The organism is Pectobacterium sp. 1950-15, assembly GCF_037136835.1.
Lineage (GTDB): Bacteria > Pseudomonadota > Gammaproteobacteria > Enterobacterales > Enterobacteriaceae > Pectobacterium.
In genome coordinates, this window is sequence record NZ_JBBBQR010000004.1 from 211,914 (window position 1) to 238,127 (window position 26,214).

Here is a 26,214-nt window from a genome sequence, read left to right on the forward strand (position 1 = left end):
CCACTTGCCTTCGTTCACCGTAATACCGCATTCATACCGCGGATTTGTTAGGCAGTTGCGCAACAAATTTGGGTAAAAACACCAAATCGATCAATTTTTTGCGTAAACGCGACAAAATATTCAATTTCATACCTTTTACCACCTTGTTTCTCGTCGCTTAATAACTATAATACGGAACGTCGTTTCAATTGAATGGTTTCAGCTAAACAACGTGCCACTATCAATAACATTATTATCAACGGCATCGCCAACGCGACTCCCGCAAATCTTATGCGACGAGCGGTTGCGCACTTCATCACCCATTCATTACGACCATCTATACTTACCTTTTCTATACTGTTTCCTCATACATTCTTTCCAGCGGCTTGCCTCGCATCGCCACTGGTTCACTCGTTTTTTTATCCATCACAACTTGTAGAAACTATCGTATGAAAAAGACAAAAATTGTTTGTACCATCGGGCCGAAAACAGAGTCAGAAGAAATGCTTGGCAACCTGCTGTCTGCCGGCATGAATGTTATGCGCCTGAATTTCTCTCACGGGGATTACGCAGAACACGGTCAACGCATCAAGAACCTGCGTGCCGTTACGGAAAAAACCGGCAAGAAAGCCGCTATCCTGCTTGACACCAAAGGCCCAGAAATCCGCACCATGAAGCTGGAAAACGGCGCTGACGTAACACTGACCGCGGGTCAAACGTTCACGTTCACCACCGATCAGAGCATCGTGGGCAACAAAGATCGCGTCGCCGTCACGTACGCGGGCTTTACTGAAGACCTCAGCGTCGGCAACACCGTTCTGGTTGATGACGGTCTGATCGGTATGCAGGTTACGGCAATCAACGGTAACGACGTTGTCTGTAAAGTACTGAACAATGGCGATCTGGGCGAGAATAAAGGCGTCAACCTGCCTGGCGTTTCTATCCAACTGCCTGCACTGGCTGAAAAAGACAAACGCGACCTGATTTTCGGTTGCGAACAAGGCGTCGATTTCGTTGCAGCCTCCTTTATCCGTAAGCGTTCAGACGTTGAAGAGATTCGCGCTCACCTGAAAGCACACGGTGGCGAGCACATCCAGATCATCTCCAAGATCGAAAACCAGGAAGGTCTGAACAATTTCGACGAAATTCTGGAAGCGTCCGACGGCATCATGGTTGCTCGTGGCGACCTGGGCGTTGAAATCCCGGTTGAAGAAGTGATCTTCGCACAGAAAATGATGATCGAAAAATGTAACCTGGCACGCAAAGTGGTGATCACCGCGACGCAAATGCTGGATTCCATGATCAAAAACCCACGCCCTACGCGCGCTGAAGCTGGCGACGTGGCGAACGCCATCATCGACGGCACCGATGCCGTTATGCTATCTGGCGAAAGTGCGAAAGGTAAATACCCGCTGGAATCCGTTACCATCATGGCAACGATCTGTCAGCGTACAGACTCTGTGATGAAAAGCCGTCTGGATACCATCAAGACTCCTCCGGTTCTGCGTATCACTGAAGCTGTCTGCCGTGGTGCAGTCGAAACGGCAGAGAAACTGGATGCTCCGCTGATTGTAGTTGCGACCAGCGGCGGTAAGTCTGCCAAGTCTATCCGTAAATACTTCCCGAACGCCCGTATTCTGGCGCTGACAACTAACGAAGTCACCGCGCGTCAGCTGCTGCTGAGCAAAGGCATTGATACGCTGCTGGTGAAAGAAATCGCGTCTACCGATGATTTCTACCGCATCGGTAAAGAAGCGGCGCTGAACAGCGGTTATGCGCAGGCTGGCGACGTTGTGGTGATGGTCTCTGGCGCACTGGTTTCCAGCGGCACCACCAACACCTCTTCTGTACATCGTCTCTGATCCCAACCATCAGATCGGTAAAAAGCGCCTTAATGGCGCTTTTTTTATATTCTGAAACGACTTCCTACAGTGCGATAACCTAATTAATGCGTTTGCGTAACATGCCATTTAATAGCCTAAAGCCTCGGAGTTATCCGATAAAAATAGCACTGTTTTCCTTACTTTTTTAATGAATATGTAAAACTCGCTGTTTCTTTGAGCGAACGATCAAAATTAAGCATGTTCTCATCAAAAATTTATTCTCATTAGAAAAAAGTTTGTGTAATACTTGTAACGCTACATGGAGATTAACTCAATCTAGAGGGTATTAATAATGAATCGTACTAAACTGGTACTGGGCGCGGTAATTCTGGGTTCTACTCTGCTTGCTGGTTGTTCAAGCAACGCTAAAATTGATCAGCTGTCTTCTGACGTTCAGACTCTGAACGCTAAAGTTGACCAACTGAGCAACGACGTGAACGCAATCCGCTCTGACGTACAAGCTGCTAAAGACGACGCAGCTCGTGCTAACCAGCGTCTGGACAACCAAGTTCGTACTTACAAAAAGTAATCGAACTGGTTAAGTAGTGAAAATGGCGCACATTGTGCGCCATTTTTTTTGCCTGCGTTTTACGCTTTCAGCTTTCCCTTTCAATCCCTTTTTTCGCCTGTTCAAGCCTATTCATCCTTCCACTCTATCCCTGAGCGAGCACAGATGCGCCTGAACGCATCTGGCCGCGTTATTTCATTATTACCGAGCGGTGGTACTGATAGCCGTGATCGGCGCAGCCTGATGCGTTCCAGACGCTTCTGGGGCTGATTCCACCGGTGGCTGATAAGTATTGATATCTTGCCCTACGCTCACCACGATTGGCATACCTGAGCGACGCACAATCGCATCAGCAACCGCTTTACTGTCCGTCTCTGCATCTTTAACAAACGTCTGCGTCTTCGCCGTCAGCGGAATTGGCATGGTTTGCGGATCGTCCTTATCGGTCTTGGATAAAGGCTGATGCACTTCAACGTAGCGTTTGCCGTCCGGTTCAACGGAGGTTTTAATCGCATCGTTAACAATCTGCACTCGCGTACCGACTGGCACGTTGTCGAACAACGCCTTAATGTCATCCGGACGCAGACGAATACAGCCAGAGCTCACGCGCATGCCGATGCCGAAGTCAGCGTTCGTACCGTGCAGCAGATACACGCCGCCGTGTGCAGACAGACGCAACGCATGTAACCCCATCGGGTTATCCGGGCCGGCCGGAACGACAGCTGGCAGCTTAATGCCCTGCTCTTCAAGATAATGCTTGCGGATGTTTGCCGTTGGCGTCCAGGTCGGGTTCTCACGCTTCTCACTCACGCTGGTCGTCATTAGTGGCGTATTGCGCCCCAACTGACCAATGCCGATCGGGTACACAATGACGGTATTCTTCCCTTTCGGGTAGTAGTAGAGGCGCAGCTCCGCCAGATTGACCACAATACCTTCACGCGGGGTATCCGGAAGCAGCATTTGCGTTGGGATGGTGAGCGTGGAACCCGCTTTCGGCAGGTAAGGATCCACGCCAGGGTTCGCTTCCATCATGCCCAATAAACCAATCTTGAAATCCGCAGCAATAGCTTCCAGCGGACGCCCATCATTGGGGACCGTATAAGCGATATTCTCGCCGATGAGGCGGCTATTTGGTGGCGGTAGCGGGTATTCCGTCGCTTTAGCGGTGGTGCTGGTCAGGTATGCCGCGAAAGCCATACCAAGTAAAGTTAACGCGCGTTTCATATTAGATTCCCTACAATCAATAACATCTGGCTGTGTACCCAGAGTGCAGTATCCGGCTATACCTCTTGATCTGGTGTCAATGCGACTATTACTGCCACTCTCCACCGAACGTGGGTATATATTAGCATTGTTGTAACAAAAGAATATTTTATTTAAAAATCAAAGCATTGATATTCAATTCTTTACAAAGCAGAGTCAGCATAAAATTTAACGGGAAATAAATATACGGGACGAATTCTGAAATATCAGCGAGTTAATAAATAGGCCGGAAAACAATAACGTACCGTTGGTAAAAAACCGTAAATGAAAAAAACAAAAAAACGCTGGACGTTTTTTCCGTCACAGCGCTTTTTTTATACTTCAGGAAAGCAGAAAACAGGGAAGAGAATTAAAGCAGTGCGGCGGCGTGCGCACGAATCGCGCGCAGCATGGCCTCAAGCCCCTGAGAGCGGGATGGCGTCAAATGTTGATTCAACGCCAACGATTCAAAGAAAGGCCGCACATCCAGCTCAACTATCTCCTGCGCTGTCAGCCCCTGATACAGGCTGAAAACCACCGCAATCAGCCCTTTCACAATGGCAGCATCGCTGTCGCCGTGCAGAACGATAACCCCCTGCTCATCAGGCTGCGCCACAATCCAAACCTGACTCTGGCATCCCGAAATCAGGTTATCCGGATGACGCCATTCATCAGTCAGTGGATCAAGACGCTCCCCTAACTCGATGATATAAAGATATTTCTCTTCCCAGTCATTACAGCGCGCAAAATTGCGCGCCAGTTTCTGCGGTTCTGGCAGACTCGCCATGTTTTCCTCCCCGAACAGGATGCGCGTGGCGCTTAACTGCCCAGTAATCGATGGATACGTTGCAATCCGGCAACCAGCCGGTCAATTTCTTCGCGTGTAGTATAAACGGCCAGCGAGGCGCGGCACATACTGGGAACACCGTAGTGTTCCATCAGCGGCATCGCGCAATGGTGGCCGGTGCGAATCGCAATACCATATCGATCGAGGAAACTTCCGACATCATAGGCGTGGTGCTGCCCAAGATTAAACGCAATAACGCCATGACGCTCAGCAGGGCCGTACAACGTCAGATCGGGCACTTGCTTTAGTGCCTCCAGCGCATACTTCATCAGCGAGGATTCATAACGTTGAATCTCTTCGCGCCCCAACGCCGTCACGTAGTCCAACGCAGCGCCTAATCCCATGATACCGCCCGTATTCGGCGAGCCGGCTTCAAACCGCCACGGCGAATCCGCATAGGTGGTGCCTGTGCGCAGGCTAACCTGACGAATCATCGCCCCGCCCCCTTCCCACGGCGGCATAGCCTGAAGCAGATCACGCTTGCCGTACAGCACGCCAATACCCGAAGGGCCGTAGATCTTATGTCCTGAAAAGACAAAGAAATCACAGTCCAGATCCTGCACATCGACAGTCTGATGCATAATCGACTGCGCACCATCGACCAGCGTAACCGCGCCAGCCGCTTTTGCCTGTGCGATCATGGCCTTAACTGGGTTTAGGGCACCGAGTACGTTAGAGATTTGCGTTACTGCCAGCAGACGAGTTCGCTCATCCAGTAATCCAGGAAGCTGCGCAACGTCCAGTGAACCATCTTCGGCAAGCGGCAATACACGAACCTCAACGCCACGCGCTTCCGCCAGCATCTGCCAGGGAACGATATTCGCATGGTGCTCCATCTCGGTGATGATCAGGTTATCGCCCGGCTGAATGAAGGTGCGACCATAACTGTTAGCCACCAGATTGATGGCCTCCGTCGTCCCGCGAACAAAGACAATCTCTTCTACTGAAGCCGCATTGATAAAGGAGGCTACCTTCTCGCGCACAGCTTCCATCGCGCTGGTCGCTTGCGCGCTCAGCGTGTGAATACCGCGATGAACCGCGGCATATTCATGGCTATAGAATTCGGCTTCGCGATCGATAACCGACTGCGGCTTTTGCGCACTCGCGGCGCTATCAAGATAGGCTAACGGCTGGCCGTTAACCTCGCTTGCCAGCAGCGGGAAATCGGCGCGAACCCGTTCAATAGGATAACTCATCATACCGCCTTGCCGGCATTCGCCAGCGCGTTGGGCAAACGCTGCGCGATACGTTGCAGAACCACATCTCGCAGAGGTTCGTTTTCAATCGCTTCTGTGACTTCCGCCGCAAAGGCGAAGATGATCATCTGCTGCGCATCTTGCTCCGTAATACCGCGAGAACGCAGATAGAACAGTTGCTCTTCGTCCATACGGCCAATGGTGGCACCGTGGCTACATTTCACGTCATCCGCGTAGATTTCCAACTGCGGCTTGGTGTCGACCTCAGCCAGTCTGCCCAACAGCAGGTTATTGTTGGTCATCTGTCCGTCAGTTTTCAGCGCGTGAGGCGCAACTTTGATCATGCCGTTAAACACCGCTCTGGCGCGATCGTTGACGATGACTTTATGCAACTGACGGCTTTCACCATAACCCTGATTGTGTTCCAGATACGTTCGCGTATCACACACTTCGCTGCCAACGGGCAGAATCAGGCTATTCATGGATAAATTGGTACCTTCGCCGTTCAACTGAGCGCTGGTATGGTGGCGCGTCAGCCCAGCTCCCAGCAGGAAACTGTGGCTGCGAACCCGAGCGTCGCGTGCCAGCACCAGATCGTTATGTGCGAAGTGGTAGCTCGCCGCCGCTTCAAACGCCAACTTATAGTGGCTAACCTGGCTATTTTCTGCCGCATTCACCGTCAGGCGTGCGCCGGTAAAGTGGGCATGCTCATCCAGACTGACGTAGTGCTCAATAATTTCCGCACTCGCGCCGCGTTCAACGTTCAGATGATGGCGGTGGTGAACCGTGTTCAATGCCGCCGCCTGGCTGCTGCTGATGTGCAATAGGTAAAGCGGTTTTTCCGCCTGCTGTCCGGCAGCCAGACGAATCAGCGTACTTTCGCCAGCCAGACTTTCGGTCAAATGCAGGAACACCTCGGATTGAATAGCCGTAGGCAACACGCCCTGTGCACGCGATGCCTGCACATCAACCTGATAAGGTCCCCATGCGCTGTCGCTGAGTTCAGCATTAAATACGCCATCAACAAACACCAGACGCCAGCTATCCACCGCTAAGGTCAGTTCCTCCACCGCCGCACGATCGAGAGACTGTGCCTGCGGTGCGACAAATTCGTTGCTCAGCAAACCATCCAGCGGCGTGTATTTCCAGTGCTCGTGCTTACGGTGCGGTAAGCCAAGACGCACCACATCCTGCCAGTGTTGGTTCGCCGTTTCAGAACGGCGCGACACATCGCGTTCAAACAGACCTTGCCATTGCTGCAGCGCCTGCTCTTGTTTCTGTGCGATGCCAGTTTTACCCGTCGCGTTCTCGCTCGTCACATTATTGCCCGTCGGTAAGCCAGCCATAGCCTTGCTCCTCCAACTGTTTCACCAGCGAGAAATCACCGGATTTCACAATGCGCCCTTGATACAGAACGTGGACGTGATCCGGTTTGATGTAATCAAGAATACGCTGGTAGTGCGTAACGATGATGAACGAACGTTTGCCGTCGCGCAGGGAGTTCACGCCGTTAGAGACGATTTTCAGTGCATCGATGTCCAGGCCGGAGTCGGTTTCATCCAAAATGCACAGATCCGGCTCCAGCGCCGCCATTTGCAGAATGTCGTTACGCTTCTTCTCCCCCCCGGAGAAGCCCACGTTGACCGAACGGGTCAACAGATCTTCCGGCATATTCAACAGCTTGATCTTCTCTTCGATAAAGTCGGCGAAGTCAAAGCGATCCAGCGGTTCTTGCTCGCGGTATTTACGCACCGCGTTAACGGAGGTTTGCAGGAAGAACTGGTTGCTGACGCCGGGGATCTCGACAGGGTACTGGAACGCCATGAAGACGCCCTCGCCCGCGCGATCTTCTGGGGACAGTTCCAGCAGATCTTTCCCTTTGAAGCTCACCGAACCGTCAGTCACTTCGTATTCTTCACGTCCAGCCAGCGTCGCGGAGAGCGTACTTTTTCCTGAACCATTCGGGCCCATAATCGCGTGAACTTCACCTGGCTTAATGGTGAGATTAAGCCCTTTGATGATCTCTTTGCCTTCTACGCTGACTTTTAAATTTTCGATGCTTAACATGCTTATTCCTTCCAACGCCCAATGCGACGAGCGCTTAATGAATTCCGGGACCGATGATTCTCATTATTCGTCTGTGAAAATCCCGGTAACCGCCGAATTAACCCACGCTGTGTTCCAGGCTAATCGCCAGTAACTTTTGTGCTTCTACCGCAAATTCCAGCGGCAATTCAGAGAAGACGTCCTTACAGAATCCGTTCACGATCATCGAGATAGCGTCATCTTCGCTGATACCGCGTTGCAGACAGTAGAACAGCTGGTCTTCGCCAATTTTCGAGGTCGTCGCTTCGTGCTCCAACTGCGCGGTATTATTGCGCACTTCCACGTAGGGGAAGGTATGCGCGCCACACTCGCTGCCGATCAGCATAGAGTCACACTGGGTGAAGTTACGGGCGTTGGCCGCACTCGGCATGATCTTCACCAGACCACGGTAGGTGTTCTCACTGCGTCCGGCGGAAATCCCTTTGGAGATGATGGTCGAACGGGTGTTTTTACCGATGTGAATCATCTTCGTGCCGGTGTCAGCCTGCTGACGACCATTGGTCAGGGCAACAGAGAAGAATTCGCCAACGGAGTAGTCGCCACGCAGAATGACGCTCGGGTATTTCCAGGTGATCGCTGAACCGGTTTCCGACTGCGTCCATGACATTTTTGAATGCTCGCCTGCACACAGCGCGCGCTTGGTCACGAAGTTCAGAATCCCGCCTTCTGCGTCATCTTTACCGGAGAACCAGTTCTGCACCGTGGAGTATTTCACTTCGGCATTCTTGTTGATGATGACTTCCACCACGGCGGCGTGCAGCTGGTAGGTATCACGAACGGGTGCAGAGCAGCCTTCGATGTAGCTGACGTAGCTGTCATCATCGGCGATCAGGATCGTACGCTCGAACTGGCCGGTTTTCGCCGCGTTGATGCGGAAATACGTCGACAGTTCCATCGGGCAGCGCACGCCTTTCGGGATGTACACAAACGTGCCGTCAGAAGCGACCGCCGAGTTCAGCGCCGCAAAGAAGTTATCGTTCGCCGGTACGACCGTACCGAGATACTGACGCACCAGATCGGGATGTTCCTGAATCGCCTCGCTGAATGAACAGAAGATAATGCCTTTTTCAGCCAGCTCATGCCGATACGTGGTCGCAACAGATACGGAGTCGAAAATCGCATCGACCGCCACTTTCTTGCCTTCACGGACAGGAACACCCAACTGATTAAACGCATTCTCTACTTCGCTGGTCAGGTAATTATTCACGTCCGTAATCCCGGATTGCTGCTTGGCACCGGGCTCAGAGCCGCAGCTGTCGTCGCAGTTACCGCAGGAAGGCGCGGAATAATAGCTATAGTCCTGATAGTCGAGTTTTTCGTAATGGGCTTTCAGCCAATGCGGTTCTTCCATCTCCAGCCACGCCTTGTAGGCGTTGAGGCGGAATTCCAGCATCCACTCAGGTTCATTACGCTTCGCCGAGATCGCCCGTACGACATCTTCATTGATGCCGCGCGCCAGCTCATCGGTTTCCAATTGCGTAAAGAAACCTTCTTTATAGCGTCCATCACCCATCCAGATCTGGACATCATCAGGTACATCTACCGTGCTACGTGCCATAATTTTTCATCACTTAAATGCCAAAGCTTTCGCCACATCCACAAGCATGCTGCGCTCTGGGATTATTAAACTTGAATATCTGATTCAGCCCTTCACGGACGAAATCAAGTTCTGTGCCGTCAATGAAAGGCATCGCTTTCAGTGGGACATACAGTTTTGCACCATCACGTTCGAATACCAGATCGTCGGTTTCGAACTCCTGTACCAGATCCAGCACATAGCCAAACCCCGCACAGCCTGATTGTTTAACGCTGAGCCGCAGTCCTTGCACAGCCTCATCCTGCTTCATCAGATTCTTAATCTGCTTCACGGCGCTTTCTGTCAGCGTCAATCCCTGCCAGACATTTTCATCCAGTGAAAACGTCCCTACATTTTCCGCTTGCATATGGAATACCTCATTACGTGTGGTACCAGTTTTAGGCTGGTTTCCCCTAATGTTAGTGATAATGAAACTAGCTTCAACCTCTTGTTTCGCAGGGCTATTCGTAACATTTCAGTTTTTAGCAAGCCAATAGCACCATTTTACACGTCTCGGGCGCGCCAAACAACGTAGTAAAAAACCAGCTAAACAATTGATAATAAATGAATTAATAGCATCACCCCTGTCCCTTGCGGTCAGGTAAAAATTATCATCTCGTTATCATTATTATAACATTTATCGGTGATACCTATTTATAAAACAGGGAAGGTATATGAAAATTTATGTGACTTCCGATCGTACTTTTTGGCGTTAAAGCACATTTTGCCCATTGATCGTGGCCTTTTTTATCAATATGATAATGATTATCATTTCATATTCAGGATCGATCACCATGCTTTCCGTGACTGCCTGGCTGCACCACCAGATTGACGAATATAAATTTCAGATTCGCGATGCCACCGTTGATTTTTACATGGCGGAAGCTCGCCTGAACCGTCCTGGAAGCAATATTGACCATTTACGTCGCTATCATAACGCCTGCATGGATATGGTTGAACTCTGTCTGAGAAATGGCGATGACGACAGCTATCTGCATGCGCTGGTCAAGCTGCACAATCGGTTGATTAAAGAGATTAATAATGAAGGGCGTTGCCATCTCTTTCGCGTGCAAAGCTACTACTTTGCCCGTAACACGCTGAAGTCAATTTGCCATCAACTAAGCATGCAAGGCTCATGGGATAAAGCCACCGCGTTTCAGACCGATTTCGTTAAGCGTGTGCCTTTTCTGCCCTGAAGAGCACTGTCTTTTCAAAATAATGCCATTCCAGAAAAACAGAACCAGACCGGCTAGCAGTCTGGTTCAGCGCCTCATGTTTACGGCGTAATGACGGATGTTGTCAGACGTGAAATGCAGCACAGGCGATTTTGATTATCAAAAATCTCAATCTGCCACACCTGGCTACGGCGCCCAACGTGAAGCGCACGGCACACGCCCCGCACTTCACCTTCGCGCACGGCTCGCAGATGGTTGGCATTGATTTCAAGGCCCACCACCTGCTGATCGCCCTCAGAACACAGATAGCCCGCGACGGAACCCAGTGATTCCGCCAGCACGACGGACGCGCCGCCGTGTAATAAGCCGAACGGCTGGCGCGTGCGAGAATCCACTGGCATCACGGCTTCCAGATAATCCTCCGCGATATGGGTATAGCGGATACCGACATGACCCACCATGCACGTTTGGCTCGGTTCGTTAAGTTGCTCAAGCGTAACCTGTCGTTTCCATAGCATCAGATAATCTCCAGCAGGGCCTGTAGCGGATGGCGTAGTGCACTGCCTTCCATACGTTTCACCTGACTGCGGCATGAATAACCGGTGGTCAGGCAGCGTTTCTGCGGTAACTTCTGCAACACCTGTTGCCAGGATAGTGCATAAATGCCCTGCGAATTTGCGAGGTTTTTGGTTTCATGGCCGTAGGTTCCCGCCATGCCACAGCACCCGACGCTGACATTCTCCAGTTTGGCACCAAAGCGCGAGAAGATATCGGACCACTGTTTCGTGCTGATCGGCAGCGCCGTGGTTTCCGTACAGTGTCCCAGCAGATACCAGGATTCGCCAGTGACAGGCTGCGGTGTACTGTCTGCCAGTGCCGTCACCAGCCATTCATGCACCAGTTGCACCTGAAAATCACCACGCTTCTCACCCAGAATTTCACGGTATTCGTCGCGATAGCACAGCACCAACGCCGGATCGACGCCTACCATCGGCATCCCCAGTTTAGCGACGCGGTTCAGGAAATCTGCCGTCTTCGACGCCGTTTTGGCAAAACGCTGCAAGAAGCCTTTAATGTGCTGCGCCTTCCCGTTCGGTGAGAACGGCAACAGCACCGGTTTCAGCTTCAGCTTTTCAATCAGATGGACGAAATCTGCCACCACCTGCGCGTCGTAATAGCTGGTAAACGGATCCTGTACGATGAGCACGTACTGCTGGCGCGCCGCTTCCGGCAACTGTTCCAACTGTTCCAGCGTGGTGTTGACGCCACTGTGTCCGGCAAACTGTTGGCGCAGCGACGGCGATGACAGCAGCGGTAAATCGACCATGCCGATCTGGCTGCGGCTCAGGTTATTCAGCAACGGCATTTTCAGGAAGAAGTTAAACGTCTTCGGGCTGCGCGCCATCAGCGGCGCATAGCTTTCAACACCGGCGACCAGATAGTCACGTACCGGACGCAGATAGCGTGTGTGATAAAGCTGTAGGAAGCGGGAGCGGAAACCGGGCACGTCAATCTTGATCGGGCACTGCGTTGAACAGGCTTTACACGCCAGACAGCCCGACATCGCGTCTTTGACTTCGTGGGAGAAATCGTAATCCCCCTGCTTCGCCTGCCAGGTATTGCGGGTTTTCTGGATAAACGCACGCAGGCTCAGCTTCTGCTGCGGCAGTGCCTTCTCCAGCGCTACCGGATCGACGCCCTGCTCCGCCAGCAGACGTAACCATTCACGCACCAGCGTCGCACGACCTTTCGGCGAATGAATACGGTTGCCGCTGATTTTCATCGACGGACACATTGGGCTACGGGCATCAAAGTTAAAGCACAACCCGTTACCGTTACATTCCATCGCGCCACGGAACGCCGTACGCACCGTCAGTGGAATCGTGCGGTCGAACGTGCCGCGCTTGACCGCATCGACTTTCATCATCGGCGCATCCACGTCCAGCGGCGCGCAAATCTTCCCGGGATTAAGTCGGTTATCCGGATCGAACGCCGCTTTGATGCGGCGCAGTTCGGCATACAGTTCCGGTCCAAAAAATTCAGGGCTATACTCGGCGCGGAAACCTTTACCGTGTTCCCCCCACAGCAGGCCACCATATTTGGCCGTCAGCGCGACAATCTGGTCGGAAAGCTGTTTCATCAGCATTTCCTGTTGCGGATCGCACATATCCAGCGCCGGACGCACGTGCAGCACGCCGGCATCCACGTGACCGAACATACCGTACGTCAGGTTATGGCTGTCCAGCAGCGCGCGGAATTCTTCGATATAATCCGCCAGATGCTGTGGCGGCACGCAGGTATCTTCCGCGAACGGAATCGGCTTCGCCTGCCCCTTGCTGTTGCCCAGCAGGCCTACGGCTTTTTTCCTCATGGCATAAATACGTTCGATGCCGGCCAGATCGTTACAGGTTTGATAGCCAATCACCCCGCCTTCTCCGCTCGCCAGCAGCGTATCTAGCCCCTGACATAGCGCGTCGACCTGCCCGTTAATCAGCGTTTCATCATCACCCGCGAACTCAACGATATTCAGACCAAGCATTTCCTGATTAGGCACATCGGTAATCAGTTCGCTAACGGAGTGCCAGACGATGTCTTCGCGGGCCAGGTTTAATACCTTAGAGTCCACGGTTTCAACCGACAGCGCCTTCGCTTCTACCATGAACGGCGCATTGCGCAGCGCTGAATTAAAAGAGTCATACTTGATATTCACCAGACGGCGAATCTTTGGCAACGGCGTGATATCGAGCTTCGCTTCGGTGATAAACGCCAGCGTGCCTTCAGCACCGGTCAAAATTCGCGTCAGGTCAAAGGTATGGAGATCGTCGCTGAACACATGGCGCAGGTCGTAACCCGTCAGAAAACGATTCAGCTTGGGGAATTTGTCGATGATCAACGCGCGCTGTTCGCGACAGCGGTGCAGCACCGTATGGTAAATACGGCCGATGGGAGAATCTTCTAACGCCAGCTTCTCTGCCAGCTCTACCGGCATCGCATGCGTATCCAGCATCTCGCCGCCCAGCAGGATCGCACGTAGCCCCAGCACATGGTCTGAGGTTTTTCCGTACACCAGCGAGCCTTGCCCCGATGCATCGGTGTTGATCATGCCGCCCAGCGTCGCCCGGTTACTGGTCGAGAGCTCGGGTGCAAAGAAGTAACCATAGGGCTTCAGGTACTGGTTTAGCTGATCTTTAATAACGCCCGCTTCGACGCGCACCCACCCCTGTTCAGGGTTAATTTCCAGAATGCGGTTCATATAACGCGACATATCGACCACGATGCCGCGATTCAGCGCCTGTCCGTTCGTTCCCGTACCGCCGCCGCGTGGAGTAAAAGTCAGCTCTGAAAAACGCGCTTCACCCGCCAGGCGGGATAAGATAGCGACATCAGCGGTTGAGCGCGGGAAAACCACCGCATCCGGCAAAAGTTGATAGATGCTATTATCCGTTGCCATCGTCAGACGATCGGCATAGTTGGTCGCCGTATCGCCTGTAAATCCATTTTTCTTCAATGCTTCCAGAAAATTAAGCACCGGCTGAACCAGCCCGGGAGATTGCGTGATCTGTGGGATCATTATTTTTTGACCCTGTCCGTACATGATGTGTTTGCCAATATGTCGTGATATGCCTGTGAAGCGCGGTATATAGCCTAATCTTGATCGCTTAAGGATAGAGATACCGGGGCTACCACGGTGTGAGGCATCCCTGCGGGAACCTCACACCGTGCTTCCCCTAAAGCCATGCTTAAGTGACTAGCACTTGTATTAGCCGCTCTGTCATCGGGGACATCACGTTTTATCACATTTCGCAATCGTGTGCGCTCCCGGATCGGCAAAAACATACAGCGTGTTGGTGAACCGCTGTTTCACCAACAAAATGTTCAACAGGCTGTCAAAACACCCGGAAATATCTCATGATGACAGATGACCACAGGCTGTCACCCAAGCTACCTCGCCTTCAGCCCTTTCTTTTGCTATTGAGGAACGATTCATTGAGCAAATATTCTCAGCCACCACGATTTGATCTGGCCAGAATCCTGTTCAGTCTGGTGTTTATTACCATCATGATTATTGCCTGTTTTTGGGTGGTGCAGCCTTTTATTCTGGGATTCGCCTGGGCATGTATGGTGGTCATTGCCACCTGGCCGATGTTGATTAAATTTCAGGCGCTATTGTGGGGCCGGCGTTCTCTGGCAGTGATCGTCATGACGCTGCTGCTTATTCTGCTATTTATTGTCCCGATTGCCGTTCTTGTCAGTAGCGTGGTGGATAACAGCTCGGCGTTAATGAGTTGGGGAGCCCGGCAGGAAAACTTTTCACCACCCACGCTGGAGTGGCTGACATCAGTTCCTTTAGTCGGAGAGAAATTATTCAACAGCTGGCAGGCGCTGTTGCAAAGCGGTGGCAGCGGTCTGTTCGCCAAAGTGCAACCCTATTTTGGTAAAACGGCGACTTGGCTGGTGGCACAAGCGGCCAATATCGGGCGCTTTCTGATGCACTGCTCCCTGATGCTGATCTTCAGTGCCCTGTTGTATTACAAAGGGGAAGCGGTGGCGAAAGCCGTGCGGCATTTCGCTATCCGGTTGGGACAGGAGCGCGGCGACGCCGCAGTCATTCTGGCAGCACAGTCGATTCGAGCTGTCGCACTAGGCGTGGTGGTTACCGCTATCGTGCAATCAGTGTTAGGCGGAATTGGGCTGGGGTTGTCTGGCATTCCTCATACTACGCTACTTACTGTGCTGATGTTTCTGTCTTGTCTGGCGCAATTGGGGCCACTTCCCGTACTGATCCCTGCCATTATCTGGCTATATTGGACGGGGGATGCCACCTGGGGCACCGTTTTACTGGTCTGGAGCTGCGTCGTTGGCACCATCGATAACGTTATCCGCCCGGTATTAATCAAAATGGGTGCCGATCTTCCTATGTTGCTGATTCTTTCCGGCGTGATTGGCGGCTTGCTGGCGTTTGGCATGATAGGGATATTTATTGGCCCGGTCGTCCTCGCTGTTTCCTATCGTCTGCTGTTTGCCTGGATGCGTGAAATCCCCGAACCGCAAAACATCCTCTCCGTTAATACGTCCAGCAAACCAAATCAAGAATAACGGCGGTAAGTACCGTCTCGTCTTCCCGTGGGCGGTACGCCGCCCACGTATTGCCCACTCTCAGCATCATTTCTCTGTGACGACGTATTTCCCCACTCTTTCAATAGGTAAAAATAGCTAATGATTAACCCTCTATTCTTAGGGATTAGTCCTAAAAATTTTGATATCATTTCTCTAATGCATCAATATTATTGACAATATAAAAACTCTGAGAGACCAACTCTTAAAAGATAATTAACTATTAGGATGATTCTTAATGACTGAATAGCGCATAATCCATAGGATAAATACCGGAGCTAGTATTAACCTACTGTTTGTCAATGAGGTTTCCTCCTCGTCAGAGTTAGTAACGAATTGCTGTGTGTAGTCTTTGCCCATCCCCTGAGATGGGCCTTTTTTTTCCTTTCATTTCTCTTCCATTCAATTACGCGTCATTCCTTTTTTGTTACTCTCCTGTCAGCCTACTCTCAGTTCAGTTTTTCAGGAGTTTTTCATGACGCCTCTCGCCGCGAAGAGATTACTACTCTGTGGCTTATTCAGCCTTCTGACCGCCTGCGATAATCCAGCCCCAACGACACAGCGCCCCTTGTTGACCATTGAAGGTAAAACGATGGGGACGTTTTATAGCGTAAAAATTAGCGGCGACGTCGCCGAAGACAAAACGCAGCTGCAACGAGAAATCGATGCCCTGCTGGAACAGGCCAATAACGACATTTCCACCTACCGTGACGATTCCGTGCTGTCGCGTTTTAATCAGTATCGGGGAACGGATCCACAGCCCATCAGCAACGGCATGGCGGATATCGTCCTGGCTGCGCTGCGTATCGGTAAAGCCACGCACGGCGCGATGGATATCACCGTCGGCCCGTTGGTTAACCTCTGGGGATTCGGCCCGCAGAAGCAGCCGACGCGGATTCCCAGCCAACAGCAGATCGATGTAGCGCGGCAAAACGTTGGGTTGCGTCACCTGAAACTGATCGGCGACGAAAAAGGAGAATGGATTCAGAAAGATCTTCCTGATTTGTATGTCGATCTCTCCACGCTGGGTGAGGGGTATGGCGCAGATGTTCTCGCACAGTTAATGACGCGTAAAGGGATCACCAATTATCTGGTTTCCGTCGGTGGCGCCATTTCCAGCCGTGGCGTAAATGCAGAAGGAACGCCGTGGCGCGTGGCGATTCAGAAGCCAACCGACCAGGAAAACGCGGCACAGGCAGCGGTGAATTTGCAGGGTTACGCGATCAGCACCTCCGGCAGCTACCGGAATTATTTTGAGCAGGACAACAAGCGCTACTCTCACGTTATCGATCCCGAGACAGGCAGACCGATTACTCATCAACTGGTTTCTGCGACCGTGATTGCGCCGACCGCACTAGAAGCGGATGGCTGGGATACCGGTTTGATGGTGTTGGGAACGGAGAAAGCGTTGAAACTGGCGGAACAGCAGGGGTTGGCGGTTTATCTGATTACCAAAACGGATAAGGGCTTTAGCGCGGTAATGACGCCGCAGTTTAAATCCTTCCTGATTGCGGCACCGTGATTTTCAGCACGGCTTGCGATCAGCAGCGGTCGAGCGGTGGTAATGGATAGATCGTAAAGACGCGGTGAATACAGCCCTATAAATTGAGGGTTGCCCCACAAATCCGGGAAATAAATTTCTGTAACCACAGTGAAAATTTCGTGCGCACTAACTTCAGTCAATTTTTAGAGCTGTCGCAGCACGCGCCCGACATGGGGCGGTTCAATCGCCACCGCCCCATGACCCCAGGCTTTTCGCGAAATCGTGTCGCTATGCGATACCTTCAGCGTTCGTGACCGCAACTCGGGTCGCCATTGACGCGCTCCCTGCGCGGCACTGGCTTTCGCGGCGTCCTTGCCGCTCACCCGGCTGTCACTCCCACCTCAGCACGATTATTACGCGACTAAAAACTTTAAAAACAATACATTGGTATCTAAAAATTCATCGCAGCACTAGTTGTGCTCAGCCAGATTCAGCCAGGTTTGCACCACAGTGTCCGGGTTGAGAGACAGGCTATCAATGCCCTGCTCCATCAGCCAGAGGGCGAAATCTTCGTGATCTGACGGACCCTGCCCGCAAATACCGACGTATTTACCCTGCTTCTTGGCGGCTTTAATCGCCATCGACAGCAGCGCCTTCACCGCCTCGTTACGTTCATCAAACAGCGACGATACCACGCCGGAGTCGCGATCCAGACCCAGTGCCAGCTGCGTCATGTCGTTTGAACCGATAGAGAAACCATCAAAGTGTTGCAGGAATTCATCGGCTAACAGCGCGTTAGACGGAATTTCGCACATCATGATGATTTTCAGGCCGTCTTCGCCACGACGCAGACCTTGACTTGCCAGCTCTGCAATCACCGCTTCTGCTTGCGCCACGGTACGAACAAACGGGATCATGATTTCCACGTTCTTCAGGCCCATCACGTTACGCACACGTTTAACCGCTTCACATTCCAGCGCAAAGCAGGCTTTGAAGTCCGGCGACACATAGCGACCCGCACCGCGGAAGCCCAGCATCGGGTTCTCTTCTTCCGGTTCATAGCGCTCGCCACCGACCAGATTGGCATACTCGTTGGATTTAAAATCGGACAGACGGACGATGACGCGCTTCGGCGCGAATGCCGCTGCCAGCGTCGCGATCCCTTCCGTCAGACGACCGACGTAGAACTCGACCGGATCGTCGAAGCCCTGCATCAGCGCTTTGATCTCGCGTTGCAGTTCCGGGGTTTGCTGGTCGAACTCCAGCAGCGCACGTGGGTGCACGCCAATCATGCGGTTGATGATAAATTCCAGACGCGCCAGACCGACGCCATCGTTTGGCAAGCAGGCAAAATCAAACGCGCGGTCAGGGTTACCCACGTTCATCATGATTTTCAACGGCAGCGCAGGCATTTCATCAATCTGTGAACTCTTCACAGAGAAGTCGAGCAGATCCTGATACACATAGCCCGTGTCGCCTTCCGCGCAGGAGACGGTCACTTTCTGCCCTTTGCGCAAACGCTCTGTCGCATCGCCGCAGCCCACAACGGCAGGAATGCCCAGCTCACGCGCGATAATCGCCGCATGGCAGGTACGTCCGCCGCGATTGGTCACAATCGCCGCCGCCTTCTTCATGATCGGCTCCCAGTCCGGGTCGGTCATGTCAGTAACGAGTACATCGCCAGCGTTGATCAGGTGCATCTCGCTGATGTCCTGAATCACTTTAACTTCACCCGCACCAATACGGTGGCCGATCGCACGGCCTTCCACCAGCACGGTACCGCTGGCTGGCAGGTGGTAACGCTCCATGACCTGGCCGTTGGAACGCACCGTTTCCGGGCGTGCCTGCACAATATAGAGTTTGCCGGTGTGGCCATCTTTCGCCCACTCGATGTCCATCGGGCGGCCGTAGTGTTTTTCAATCAGCAGTGCCTGACGCGCCAGCGCCTGCACTTCGTCATCCGTCAGGCTGAAACGCGTCGTTTGTTCTGCCGGCACATCTTCAATCCGCACCTGCTTGCCATGTTCCTGGCTCGCGGCATACACCATACGGATTTTTTTCGATCCCATGTTACGGCGCACAATCGCAGGTTTGTTGTTCTGCAAGGTCGGCTTATGGACATAGAACTCGTCCGGGTTCACCGCTCCCTGCACCACCATTTCACCCAAACCGTAAGCCGACGTGATGAACACCACCTGATCAAAACCGGATTCTGTATCAATGGTAAACATCACGCCCGCGGAAGCCAGATCGGAGCGCACCATGCGCTGCACGCCCGCCGACAGCGCTACGCCGCGGTGGTCATAGCCCTGATGCACGCGGTAGGAGATCGCGCGGTCGTTAAACAGCGACGCAAACACGTGCTTCACCGCGACCATCACGGCATCAATGCCCTGCACATTCAGGAAAGTTTCCTGTTGGCCAGCAAAGGACGCATCAGGCATGTCTTCCGCCGTGGCAGAAGAACGCACGGCAAACGAGGCGTCTTTCTCGCCATCGGCCAGTTGCTGATAGGCGTCGCTGATGGCCTTCTCCAGCTCCGGCTGGAATGGCGTATCAATAATCCACTGGCGGATCTGCGTACCGGCGCTGGCCAGTTGATTCAGATCGTCAATGTCGGTGCGATCGAGCAGCTCATAAATGCGCTGGTTAATCCCGCTTTGATTAAGAAAATCATTAAACGCCTGCGCCGTTGTCGCAAAGCCGTTGGGAACGGCTACGCCCAATCCTGAAAGGTTGGTGATCATTTCACCCAGAGAGGCATTTTTGCCCCCCACCCTTTCAACGTCGTGCATACCGAGCTGGTTATACCAAAGGACATTACGCAAATCAGGGCCGTTATTGGACATCGAAAATAATCCTTTCTGCATACAATTAGGGTATGAAAGAGTTCGGTTGAGAATCGCCTCAACGCAATCAGGTTAGCATAGCGTTTTGATGAACATGGACAGGTGAATCGATCAACCTATGAAAAAAAACTGATTTCACGGCGAATGATTGCTTAACACAGTAAAAATCCAATATCGTAGAAGATTAGTATTCTTTATCATAAAGATAATGAAATGGTGTTTTAATAAAAGTGTTCGTAAAACACAATTTTTGACGAGGTTAACGTGTTCGAGCTGTCGGAAATATCACAAGGGGGTTATGTGGAAAGAAGCGTATTTTATGTCTCGGACGGTACGGCCATTACGGCAGAGGTACTGGGTCATGCGGTGTTGTCCCAATTCCCCGTGAACACGGTTAGCTATACCTTACCTTTCGTTGAAAGTGAAGCGCGCGCCAAAGCCGTGTGTGAACAAATCAATACGTTGTATCAGCAAACCGGCGTGCGCCCGCTGGTGTTTTATTCCATCGTCACCCCGACCGTGCGTAACATTATTACCAGCAGCGAAGGGTTTTGCCAGGACATCGTACAAGCGCTGGTTGCGCCTCTGCAGGAAGAACTGAACACGCCGCCTACGCCAGTGGCTAACCGCACTCACGGTTTGACCGCCAATAATCTGAGCAAATATGACGCCCGTATCGCTGCCATCGACTATACGCTGGCGCACGATGACGGCATCTCGCTACGCAACCTCGATCAGGCACAGGTCATTCTGCTGGGCGTGTCACGCTGTGGTAAGACACCGACCAGCCTTTATCTGGCGATGCAATTCGGTATTCGTGCCGCTAACTACCCTTTTATTGCTGATGATATGGACAACCTGCGCCTGCCGGATGCGTTGAAACCCTTCCAGCACAAGCTCTTCGGGCTCACCATTGATGCAGAACGGCTGGCGGCCATTCGGGAAGAACGCCGGGGAAACAGCCGCTATGCGTCGCTACGCCAGTGCCGCATGGAGCTCAGCGAAGTTGAAGCGCTATTTCGCAAGCACCAGGTTAAATATCTCAATACCACTAATTATTCCGTTGAGGAAATTTCCGCCAAAATCATCGACATTCTCGGCATGAGTCGAAGAATGTACTAGTACATGATAGATTTTTTTGTCCTAATGCGGTTGTAATGTGCGGCATTTCGTTTATTGTGTGCTCCATCACTTCCCGGCATTTCGCCGTTGCGAAGCAACCTTTTAGTTGGAAACCTTGTCTGAAAACACCGCGATGTCCACGCTTTTTCGGTGATGACAGGTTTTCGACTTGACCGTATTCAGAGACAAAACATGCTACAAACAGATGAACTGCGGAGCGCGCGCATCGAGAGTCTGGTTACGCCCCAAACGTTACTCGCCAGACTCCCGATCACCCCTGCCGTTGCCGAAAATGTCACCTCGTCACGCAAGAAAATTGAAGCCATTCTAACCGGTCACGATCCACGTCTTCTCGTCGTGATTGGCCCATGTTCGATCCATGACACCGACAGTGCGTTAGATTATGCACGCCGTCTGACTATGCTACGCACGCAGTATCAGGACCGGCTGGAAATCGTCATGCGCACCTATTTTGAAAAACCGCGCACGGTCGTCGGCTGGAAGGGACTCATTTCCGATCCGGCACTCAACGGTACCTTTCAGGTAAACGAAGGGCTGGAGATTGCACGCCGCCTGCTGCTGGACGTCAATCAACTCGGGTTGCCGACCGCGACGGAATTCCTCGATATGGTCACCGGTCAATATATTGCTGACCTGATCAGTTGGGGGGCGATTGGTGCAAGAACCACCGAAAGCCAGATTCACCGGGAAATGGCCTCGGCGCTATCCTGCCCTGTCGGCTTCAAGAACGGTACAGACGGCAACACACGTATCGCCGTCGACGCCATTCGCGCCGCCCGTGCCCAACATATGTTCCTCTCGCCGGATAAGCAGGGCTTCATGTCGGTCTACAAAACGCAAGGCAATCCGTTTGGCCACATTATTATGCGCGGCGGGAAAACGCCGAATTACCACGCGGAAGATATCGCTGCCGCCTGCGCTCATCTGCGTGAATTCTCGCTGCCCGAGCATCTGGTGATCGATTTCAGTCATGCCAACTGTCAGAAACAGCATCGTCGCCAGCTCGACGTGGCCGATGACATCTGTCAGCAAATTCGCGCCGGCTCACGCGCCATCGCGGGCATCATGGCGGAAAGTTTCTTAATTGAAGGCAACCAGCCGGCGCTCAATCCTCTGGCATTGACGTACGGGCAATCCATTACCGATCCTTGTCTGAGCTGGCAGGACACCGAAACGCTGCTGGCTCGTCTGGCAGACGCCGTCGACAGCCGTTTCTAATCCGATACGCGCTGGCACACTCACCTTCTCTGGTCGTGTGCCAGCTGTTTTTCCCTTTCCCACCGCCTCTCCCACACTCTCGCAGTACGTAAATTCCTCTTACGATTTCTCTGATTCCACTTATTAAGAAAACTTCACTTGAGGTTGCGTTTTTGTTACATGAAAATGATTCTCATTCATTGCTATAATCAATACGACAACGATTAAGGGAACGAACGAGATGCAGACGTCTATTTACCAACAATACCTCCAGGCTAAAGTTGAACATCCGCGTAAATATGCCCGCGATCTGGCTGCGCTACTCGGCATCAGCGAAGCGGAACTGACTCACGCCCGTGTCGGACACGATGCACAGCGCCTGCAGGGTGATGCCAAAGTCTGGTTAAGCGCGCTGGAGCAGGTTGGTAATACCAAGTCGATCACGCGCAACGAGTACGCCGTGCATGAGCATACGGGCTATTATCAAAACCAGACGCTGGATGGACATGCTGGCCTTATCCTCAACCCGCGCGGATTGGATCTGCGTTTGTTCCTCTCTCAATGGGCTTCAGCCTTTGCGCTGCGTGAAAACACCGCGCGCGGAGAGCGTCAAAGCATTCAATTCTTCGATCATCAGGGCGATGCGATTCTGAAGGTCTACACAACCGACACTACGGACATGGCCGCCTGGCAGCTATTCATTGAAAAATTCACCAGCAACGAAAACCCCGCGGTAGCACTTCGTCCGGCAGGCAATGGGACAGCGGCCGAACAGGCGATTGCCCATAATCCTCAGTTTGAAGCAGACTGGCGTGCGATGAAGGATGTGCATGATTTCTTTATCCTGCTCAAACGCTATAACCTGACGCGCCAGCAGGCGTTTAACTCGGTCGCTGACGATTTGGCTTACCGGGTAGACAACGATGCGCTGTCACAGATCCTGTTTGCCGCGCGTGAAGATCAGAACGAAATCATGGTATTTGTCGGCAACCGTGGCTGTGTACAAATATTCACCGGTACGCTCGAGCGCGTAGAGCGCATGGAGCAACACGCGGAATGGATTAACATCTTTAATAAAGATTTCACTCTGCATCTGATCGAAAGTGCGATTGCTGAAAGCTGGGTGACGCGTAAACCGACGGTCGATGGTGTCGTGACCAGCCTTGAGCTCTATGCCGCAGACGGCTCTCAAATTGCACAACTCTTCGGGCAACGTACCGAAGGAACGCCGGAACAACAACAATGGCGTAACCAAATCGATGCCCTGAAACCGCATAAGGATCTCGCCGCATGAAAAACTGGCTATTCCCTCTGCTATTGACACTCCCGCTGGGGGTGTCTGCTGCCGAACGAATCGTGTCTATCGGCGGCGACGTCACGGAAATCATCTATGCGCTGGGCGCGGAGAAAGATCTGGTTGCACGTGATAGCACCAGCCTACACCCGGAATCCGTGAAGAAACTGCCTGATGTAGGTTACATGCGCCACCTCAATACCGAAGGCATTCTGGCGATGAAACCTTCGCTAGTCCTTGCCAGCGATTTGTCTCAGCCTTCTCTCGTCTTACAGCAGGTTGCGGACAGCGGCACCAAAGTGGTTCACGTTTCCGCTCAGCCAGCGCTGGATGCGGTTCCGCAAAAAATTAGCGCCATCGCACAGGCGTTGGGTAAAGACACCGAAGGTAAAAAACTGACGGAAACCTATCAGCAGCAGTTGGCGGCAGTCAAAACCGCACCATTGCCTGTCAAGACGCTGTTTATTCTCAACCATGGTGGTATGAGTGCGATGGGCGCAGGCAAAAATACACCGCCAGACACGATCATTCGCCACGCAGGGTTACAGAATGCCATGCAGAATGTTGAACGTTACCAACAACTGTCTCAGGAAGGCGTCATTGCCAGCGCGCCAGATCTGATTCTGATCTCCAGCCAGGGGCTGAAGACATTGGGCGGTGAAGCGCAAGTCTGGAAATTACCCGGGCTAGAACTGACTCCTGCGGGCAAACACAAGCGTCTGCTGGTCGTCGATGATATGGCAATGCTGGGCTTTACGCTCGAAACGCCAGCGTTGATGGCAACGCTGCGTCAGACAGCCGAAGCGATCAAATGACGTCACGGTTTCATCCGCGCACCTGGTTGATCGCGCTGTTGTTGCTCATGGCGGTACTGATGGTGGGTGCCGCCAACATGGGGGCGTTGACGTTGTCACTCAAGACGCTATGGCAGACACCTTTTGACGACCCGCTCTGGCATATCTGGCTGAACATCCGCGTCCCCCGCGTGCTACTGGCGATACTCGTCGGCGGCGCGCTGGCCTGTTCCGGCACGATTATGCAAGGACTGTTTCGCAATCCACTCGCCGATCCCAGTCTACTTGGCATCAGCAGCGGCGCAGCACTCTGCGTAGCGCTCACTATAGTGCTACCGCTCGGTCTTCCCCCTCTGCTGGCGCTTTACAGCCCGATGTTTGCCGCTTTCGCGGGTAGTCTGGCGATTACCGTTATCATTTTTATCCTCAGCCGCTCCGAACAGGGTGGATTAACGCGACTGCTGTTGGCAGGTATCGCGCTTAATGCACTGTGCCTTGCGCTGATCGGCGTCTTAACCTACATCAGCACCGACCAACAATTGCGCCAGTTCTCGCTTTGGGGTATGGGCAGTCTCGGACAGGCTCAGTGGCCAATGCTGTTGGTTACCAGCACACTGGCGATTCCCGGTATGCTTGCCACGCTATACTACGCGCGCCGTCTGAATGTATTGCAGTTGGGAGATGAAGAGGCGCATTACCTTGGCATCAACGTAAAGCAGACCAAGTACGTGCTGCTGCTACTGAGTTCACTGCTGGTGGGTGTCGCCGTGGCGGTCAGCGGCGTGATCGGGTTTATCGGGCTCATTATCCCTCACCTGATGCGTTTGCACGTGGGTGCCGATCATCGCTGGCTCATTCCCGGTTCTATCCTCGGCGGTGCCTGTCTGCTGCTGTTTGCCGATACGCTGGCGCGTACGCTGCTTGCTCCGGCAGAAATGCCCGTCGGGCTGTTAAGTAGCCTGATTGGCGGGCCGTATTTCTTATGGCTGATCGTTCAGCATAAAGGACGTAGTAATGACTGACTCAGCGCTCGACCGGACGTTAGTCGCGCGTCATCTACGCTTTCAGACCAACGGTCGCTATCTGACGGATGATGTTTCTCTGGAGCTGCACTGTGGGGAAATCGTCGCGATTATCGGCCCTAACGGCGCGGGGAAGTCTACCCTGCTCCGTTTATTGACCGGTTATTTGACGCCCGATGACGGTGAATGCCTGTTAGCCGGACAGCCGTTTTCACACTGGCAGCCCGGCGCGCTGGCAAAAACACGCGCGGTGATGCGCCAGCATAGCGGCATGGCGTTTGCGTTTAGCGTGCGGGATGTCGTCGCGATGGGGCGTTCCCCGCATGGGCGCTATCCGCAAAATGATGACGTCATTCAGCAGGTCATGGCACAAACGGGCTGTCTGGAACTGGCGGCGCGAGACTATCGCCACCTTTCAGGCGGAGAGCAGCAGCGTGTACAGCTCGCTCGCGTGCTGGCGCAGCTGTGGCATCCAGAACCGACGCCAGGCTGGCTGTTTCTCGATGAACCCACGTCGGCGCTGGATTTGTACCATCAACAACACCTCTTGCGGTTGCTCAAACAGCTTACGCGTGAACAGCCGTTAGCCGTGTGTTGCGTTCTGCACGACCTGAATCTGGCGGCGCTGTATGCCGATCGTATCCTGCTGTTGCACGAAGGGAAGCTGGTCGCACAGGGTACGCCTGCGCAGGTGCTACAGGCAGAGACATTGACCCGCTGGTATCGCGCCGACCTCAGCGTCGGTTCACACCCGGACTACCCCCTTCCGCAGGTTTATCTGCGGCAATAGCTATCATTCCTGCTC

The 26,214-nt window shown here is 52.8% G+C and carries 21 protein-coding genes and 1 other RNA gene; 12 read left to right on the top strand and 10 right to left on the bottom strand.

Annotated features, from left to right (window positions below):
• Window positions 1–428 precede the first annotated feature (428 nt).
• Both pykF and WCT94_RS06750 read left to right on the top strand, forming a co-directional pair.
• The gene (pykF, locus tag WCT94_RS06745; RefSeq protein WP_336868708.1) at window positions 429–1,841 is read left to right on the top strand and encodes a pyruvate kinase PykF; all 1,413 of its coding nucleotides are present in this window, start codon (window positions 429–431) and stop codon (window positions 1,839–1,841) included.
• Between the two features lie 313 nt (window positions 1,842–2,154).
• A complete protein-coding gene (locus tag WCT94_RS06750; RefSeq protein ID WP_005970385.1) occupies window positions 2,155–2,391 on the top strand; it encodes a major outer membrane lipoprotein in 237 nt (78 codons plus the stop codon).
• A gap of 180 nt (window positions 2,392–2,571) precedes the next feature.
• On the opposite strand, the gene WCT94_RS06755 is transcribed toward WCT94_RS06750, so the two are convergent.
• The 7 genes from WCT94_RS06755 to sufA form a co-directional block, all read right to left on the bottom strand.
• The gene (locus WCT94_RS06755; RefSeq protein ID WP_336868710.1) at window positions 2,572–3,594 is read right to left on the bottom strand and encodes a L,D-transpeptidase family protein; all 1,023 of its coding nucleotides are present in this window, start codon (window positions 3,592–3,594) and stop codon (window positions 2,572–2,574) included.
• A 388-nt stretch (window positions 3,595–3,982) separates the two neighbouring features.
• Window positions 3,983–4,399: a cysteine desulfuration protein SufE gene (gene sufE / locus WCT94_RS06760; protein ID WP_336868712.1), complete on the bottom strand. Its 417-nt coding sequence runs from the start codon at window positions 4,397–4,399 to the stop codon at window positions 3,983–3,985.
• Between the two features lie 32 nt (window positions 4,400–4,431).
• Complete coding sequence (gene sufS / locus WCT94_RS06765; protein ID WP_336868713.1) at window positions 4,432–5,655, bottom strand: cysteine desulfurase SufS; 1,224 nt, start codon at window positions 5,653–5,655, stop codon at window positions 4,432–4,434.
• Window positions 5,655–7,001 carry a Fe-S cluster assembly protein SufD gene (sufD, locus tag WCT94_RS06770; protein ID WP_336868714.1) on the bottom strand — a complete coding sequence of 449 codons (1,347 nt, stop codon included), beginning with the start codon at window positions 6,999–7,001 and terminating at the stop codon, window positions 5,655–5,657. The genes sufS and sufD overlap by 1 nt, the downstream gene beginning before the upstream one ends.
• A complete protein-coding gene (gene sufC, locus WCT94_RS06775) occupies window positions 6,976–7,722 on the bottom strand; it encodes a Fe-S cluster assembly ATPase SufC (RefSeq protein ID WP_014700368.1) in 747 nt (248 codons plus the stop codon). The genes sufD and sufC overlap by 26 nt, the downstream gene beginning before the upstream one ends.
• 97 nt (window positions 7,723–7,819) lie before the next feature.
• Window positions 7,820–9,319, bottom strand: a complete 1,500-nt coding sequence (gene sufB, locus WCT94_RS06780; protein WP_336868716.1) for a Fe-S cluster assembly protein SufB — start codon at window positions 9,317–9,319, stop codon at window positions 7,820–7,822.
• 13 nt (window positions 9,320–9,332) lie between these two features.
• Window positions 9,333–9,704 (bottom strand): Fe-S cluster assembly scaffold SufA, encoded by a 372-nt coding sequence (sufA, locus tag WCT94_RS06785; protein ID WP_015840661.1) that lies wholly within the window; start codon window positions 9,702–9,704, stop codon window positions 9,333–9,335.
• Window positions 9,705–10,131: 427 nt separating this feature from the next.
• Here sufA and WCT94_RS06790 point away from each other — a divergent pair, with 427 nt between their 5' ends.
• Window positions 10,132–10,533 carry a hypothetical protein gene (locus tag WCT94_RS06790; protein WP_225084974.1) on the top strand — a complete coding sequence of 134 codons (402 nt, stop codon included), beginning with the start codon at window positions 10,132–10,134 and terminating at the stop codon, window positions 10,531–10,533.
• 80 nt (window positions 10,534–10,613) lie between these two features.
• Here WCT94_RS06790 and menI read toward each other — a convergent pair whose 3' ends face one another.
• Both menI and ydiJ read right to left on the bottom strand, forming a co-directional pair.
• On the bottom strand, window positions 10,614–11,030 hold the full coding sequence (menI, locus tag WCT94_RS06795; protein WP_010276356.1) for a 1,4-dihydroxy-2-naphthoyl-CoA hydrolase: 417 nt from the start codon (window positions 11,028–11,030) through the stop codon (window positions 10,614–10,616).
• Window positions 11,030–14,083, bottom strand: coding sequence for a D-2-hydroxyglutarate dehydrogenase YdiJ (gene ydiJ / locus WCT94_RS06800; RefSeq protein ID WP_336868717.1), 3,054 nt, complete (start codon window positions 14,081–14,083; stop codon window positions 11,030–11,032). The genes menI and ydiJ overlap by 1 nt, the downstream gene beginning before the upstream one ends.
• Before the next feature lie 416 nt (window positions 14,084–14,499).
• Here ydiJ and ydiK point away from each other — a divergent pair, with 416 nt between their 5' ends.
• From ydiK to apbE, 3 genes are all read left to right on the top strand, one after another.
• Window positions 14,500–15,609, top strand: a complete 1,110-nt coding sequence (gene ydiK / locus WCT94_RS06805; protein ID WP_336868718.1) for an AI-2E family transporter YdiK — start codon at window positions 14,500–14,502, stop codon at window positions 15,607–15,609.
• Window positions 15,610–15,899: 290 nt separating this feature from the next.
• An RNA gene (rprA, locus tag WCT94_RS06810) (antisense sRNA RprA) lies at window positions 15,900–16,011 on the top strand.
• A gap of 91 nt (window positions 16,012–16,102) precedes the next feature.
• Window positions 16,103–17,149 (top strand): FAD:protein FMN transferase ApbE, encoded by a 1,047-nt coding sequence (apbE, locus tag WCT94_RS06815; protein WP_336868720.1) that lies wholly within the window; start codon window positions 16,103–16,105, stop codon window positions 17,147–17,149.
• 431 nt (window positions 17,150–17,580) lie between these two features.
• Here apbE and ppsA read toward each other — a convergent pair whose 3' ends face one another.
• Window positions 17,581–19,959, bottom strand: a complete 2,379-nt coding sequence (gene ppsA / locus WCT94_RS06820) for a phosphoenolpyruvate synthase (RefSeq protein ID WP_336868721.1) — start codon at window positions 19,957–19,959, stop codon at window positions 17,581–17,583.
• A gap of 300 nt (window positions 19,960–20,259) precedes the next feature.
• On the opposite strand from ppsA, the gene ppsR reads away from it, so the two are divergent.
• The 6 genes from ppsR to WCT94_RS06850 all read left to right on the top strand — a co-directional run bounded on the left by ppsR (window position 20,260) and on the right by WCT94_RS06850 (window position 26,199).
• Entirely contained in the window at window positions 20,260–21,081 is an 822-nt protein-coding gene (ppsR, locus tag WCT94_RS06825) for a posphoenolpyruvate synthetase regulatory kinase/phosphorylase PpsR (protein ID WP_336868722.1), read from the top strand.
• A 192-nt stretch (window positions 21,082–21,273) separates the two neighbouring features.
• The gene (locus WCT94_RS06830; protein ID WP_336868724.1) at window positions 21,274–22,320 is read left to right on the top strand and encodes a 3-deoxy-7-phosphoheptulonate synthase; all 1,047 of its coding nucleotides are present in this window, start codon (window positions 21,274–21,276) and stop codon (window positions 22,318–22,320) included.
• Window positions 22,321–22,540: 220 nt separating this feature from the next.
• The gene (locus WCT94_RS06835) at window positions 22,541–23,593 is read left to right on the top strand and encodes a hemin-degrading factor (RefSeq protein ID WP_336868725.1); all 1,053 of its coding nucleotides are present in this window, start codon (window positions 22,541–22,543) and stop codon (window positions 23,591–23,593) included.
• On the top strand, window positions 23,590–24,408 hold the full coding sequence (locus WCT94_RS06840) for a heme/hemin ABC transporter substrate-binding protein (protein ID WP_336868726.1): 819 nt from the start codon (window positions 23,590–23,592) through the stop codon (window positions 24,406–24,408). The genes WCT94_RS06835 and WCT94_RS06840 overlap by 4 nt, the downstream gene beginning before the upstream one ends.
• Window positions 24,405–25,409, top strand: coding sequence for a FecCD family ABC transporter permease (locus WCT94_RS06845; protein WP_336868727.1), 1,005 nt, complete (start codon window positions 24,405–24,407; stop codon window positions 25,407–25,409). Before WCT94_RS06840 ends, WCT94_RS06845 begins: the two co-directional genes overlap by 4 nt.
• Entirely contained in the window at window positions 25,402–26,199 is a 798-nt protein-coding gene (locus WCT94_RS06850; protein WP_336868728.1) for a heme ABC transporter ATP-binding protein, read from the top strand. The genes WCT94_RS06845 and WCT94_RS06850 overlap by 8 nt, the downstream gene beginning before the upstream one ends.
• Window positions 26,200–26,214: the final 15 nt, after the last annotated feature.

What these genes read in the sequence shown, in the direction of transcription:
- pykF (WP_336868708.1), top strand. Translation starts at nt 429, where the DNA reads ATGAAAAAGACAAAAATTGTTTGTACCATCGGGCCGAAAACAGAGTCA.
- WCT94_RS06750 (WP_005970385.1), top strand. Translation starts at nt 2,155, where the DNA reads ATGAATCGTACTAAACTGGTACTGGGCGCGGTAATTCTGGGTTCTACT.
- WCT94_RS06755 (WP_336868710.1), bottom strand. Translation starts at nt 3,594, where the DNA reads ATGAAACGCGCGTTAACTTTACTTGGTATGGCTTTCGCGGCATACCTG.
- sufE (WP_336868712.1), bottom strand. Translation starts at nt 4,399, where the DNA reads ATGGCGAGTCTGCCAGAACCGCAGAAACTGGCGCGCAATTTTGCGCGC.
- sufS (WP_336868713.1), bottom strand. Translation starts at nt 5,655, where the DNA reads ATGAGTTATCCTATTGAACGGGTTCGCGCCGATTTCCCGCTGCTGGCA.
- sufD (WP_336868714.1), bottom strand. Translation starts at nt 7,001, where the DNA reads ATGGCTGGCTTACCGACGGGCAATAATGTGACGAGCGAGAACGCGACG.
- sufC (WP_014700368.1), bottom strand. Translation starts at nt 7,722, where the DNA reads ATGTTAAGCATCGAAAATTTAAAAGTCAGCGTAGAAGGCAAAGAGATC.
- sufB (WP_336868716.1), bottom strand. Translation starts at nt 9,319, where the DNA reads ATGGCACGTAGCACGGTAGATGTACCTGATGATGTCCAGATCTGGATG.
- sufA (WP_015840661.1), bottom strand. Translation starts at nt 9,704, where the DNA reads ATGCAAGCGGAAAATGTAGGGACGTTTTCACTGGATGAAAATGTCTGG.
- WCT94_RS06790 (WP_225084974.1), top strand. Translation starts at nt 10,132, where the DNA reads ATGCTTTCCGTGACTGCCTGGCTGCACCACCAGATTGACGAATATAAA.
- menI (WP_010276356.1), bottom strand. Translation starts at nt 11,030, where the DNA reads ATGCTATGGAAACGACAGGTTACGCTTGAGCAACTTAACGAACCGAGC.
- ydiJ (WP_336868717.1), bottom strand. Translation starts at nt 14,083, where the DNA reads ATGATCCCACAGATCACGCAATCTCCCGGGCTGGTTCAGCCGGTGCTT.
- apbE (WP_336868720.1), top strand. Translation starts at nt 16,103, where the DNA reads ATGACGCCTCTCGCCGCGAAGAGATTACTACTCTGTGGCTTATTCAGC.
- ppsA (WP_336868721.1), bottom strand. Translation starts at nt 19,959, where the DNA reads ATGTCCAATAACGGCCCTGATTTGCGTAATGTCCTTTGGTATAACCAG.
- WCT94_RS06830 (WP_336868724.1), top strand. Translation starts at nt 21,274, where the DNA reads ATGCTACAAACAGATGAACTGCGGAGCGCGCGCATCGAGAGTCTGGTT.
- WCT94_RS06835 (WP_336868725.1), top strand. Translation starts at nt 22,541, where the DNA reads ATGCAGACGTCTATTTACCAACAATACCTCCAGGCTAAAGTTGAACAT.
- WCT94_RS06840 (WP_336868726.1), top strand. Translation starts at nt 23,590, where the DNA reads ATGAAAAACTGGCTATTCCCTCTGCTATTGACACTCCCGCTGGGGGTG.
- WCT94_RS06845 (WP_336868727.1), top strand. Translation starts at nt 24,405, where the DNA reads ATGACGTCACGGTTTCATCCGCGCACCTGGTTGATCGCGCTGTTGTTG.
- WCT94_RS06850 (WP_336868728.1), top strand. Translation starts at nt 25,402, where the DNA reads ATGACTGACTCAGCGCTCGACCGGACGTTAGTCGCGCGTCATCTACGC.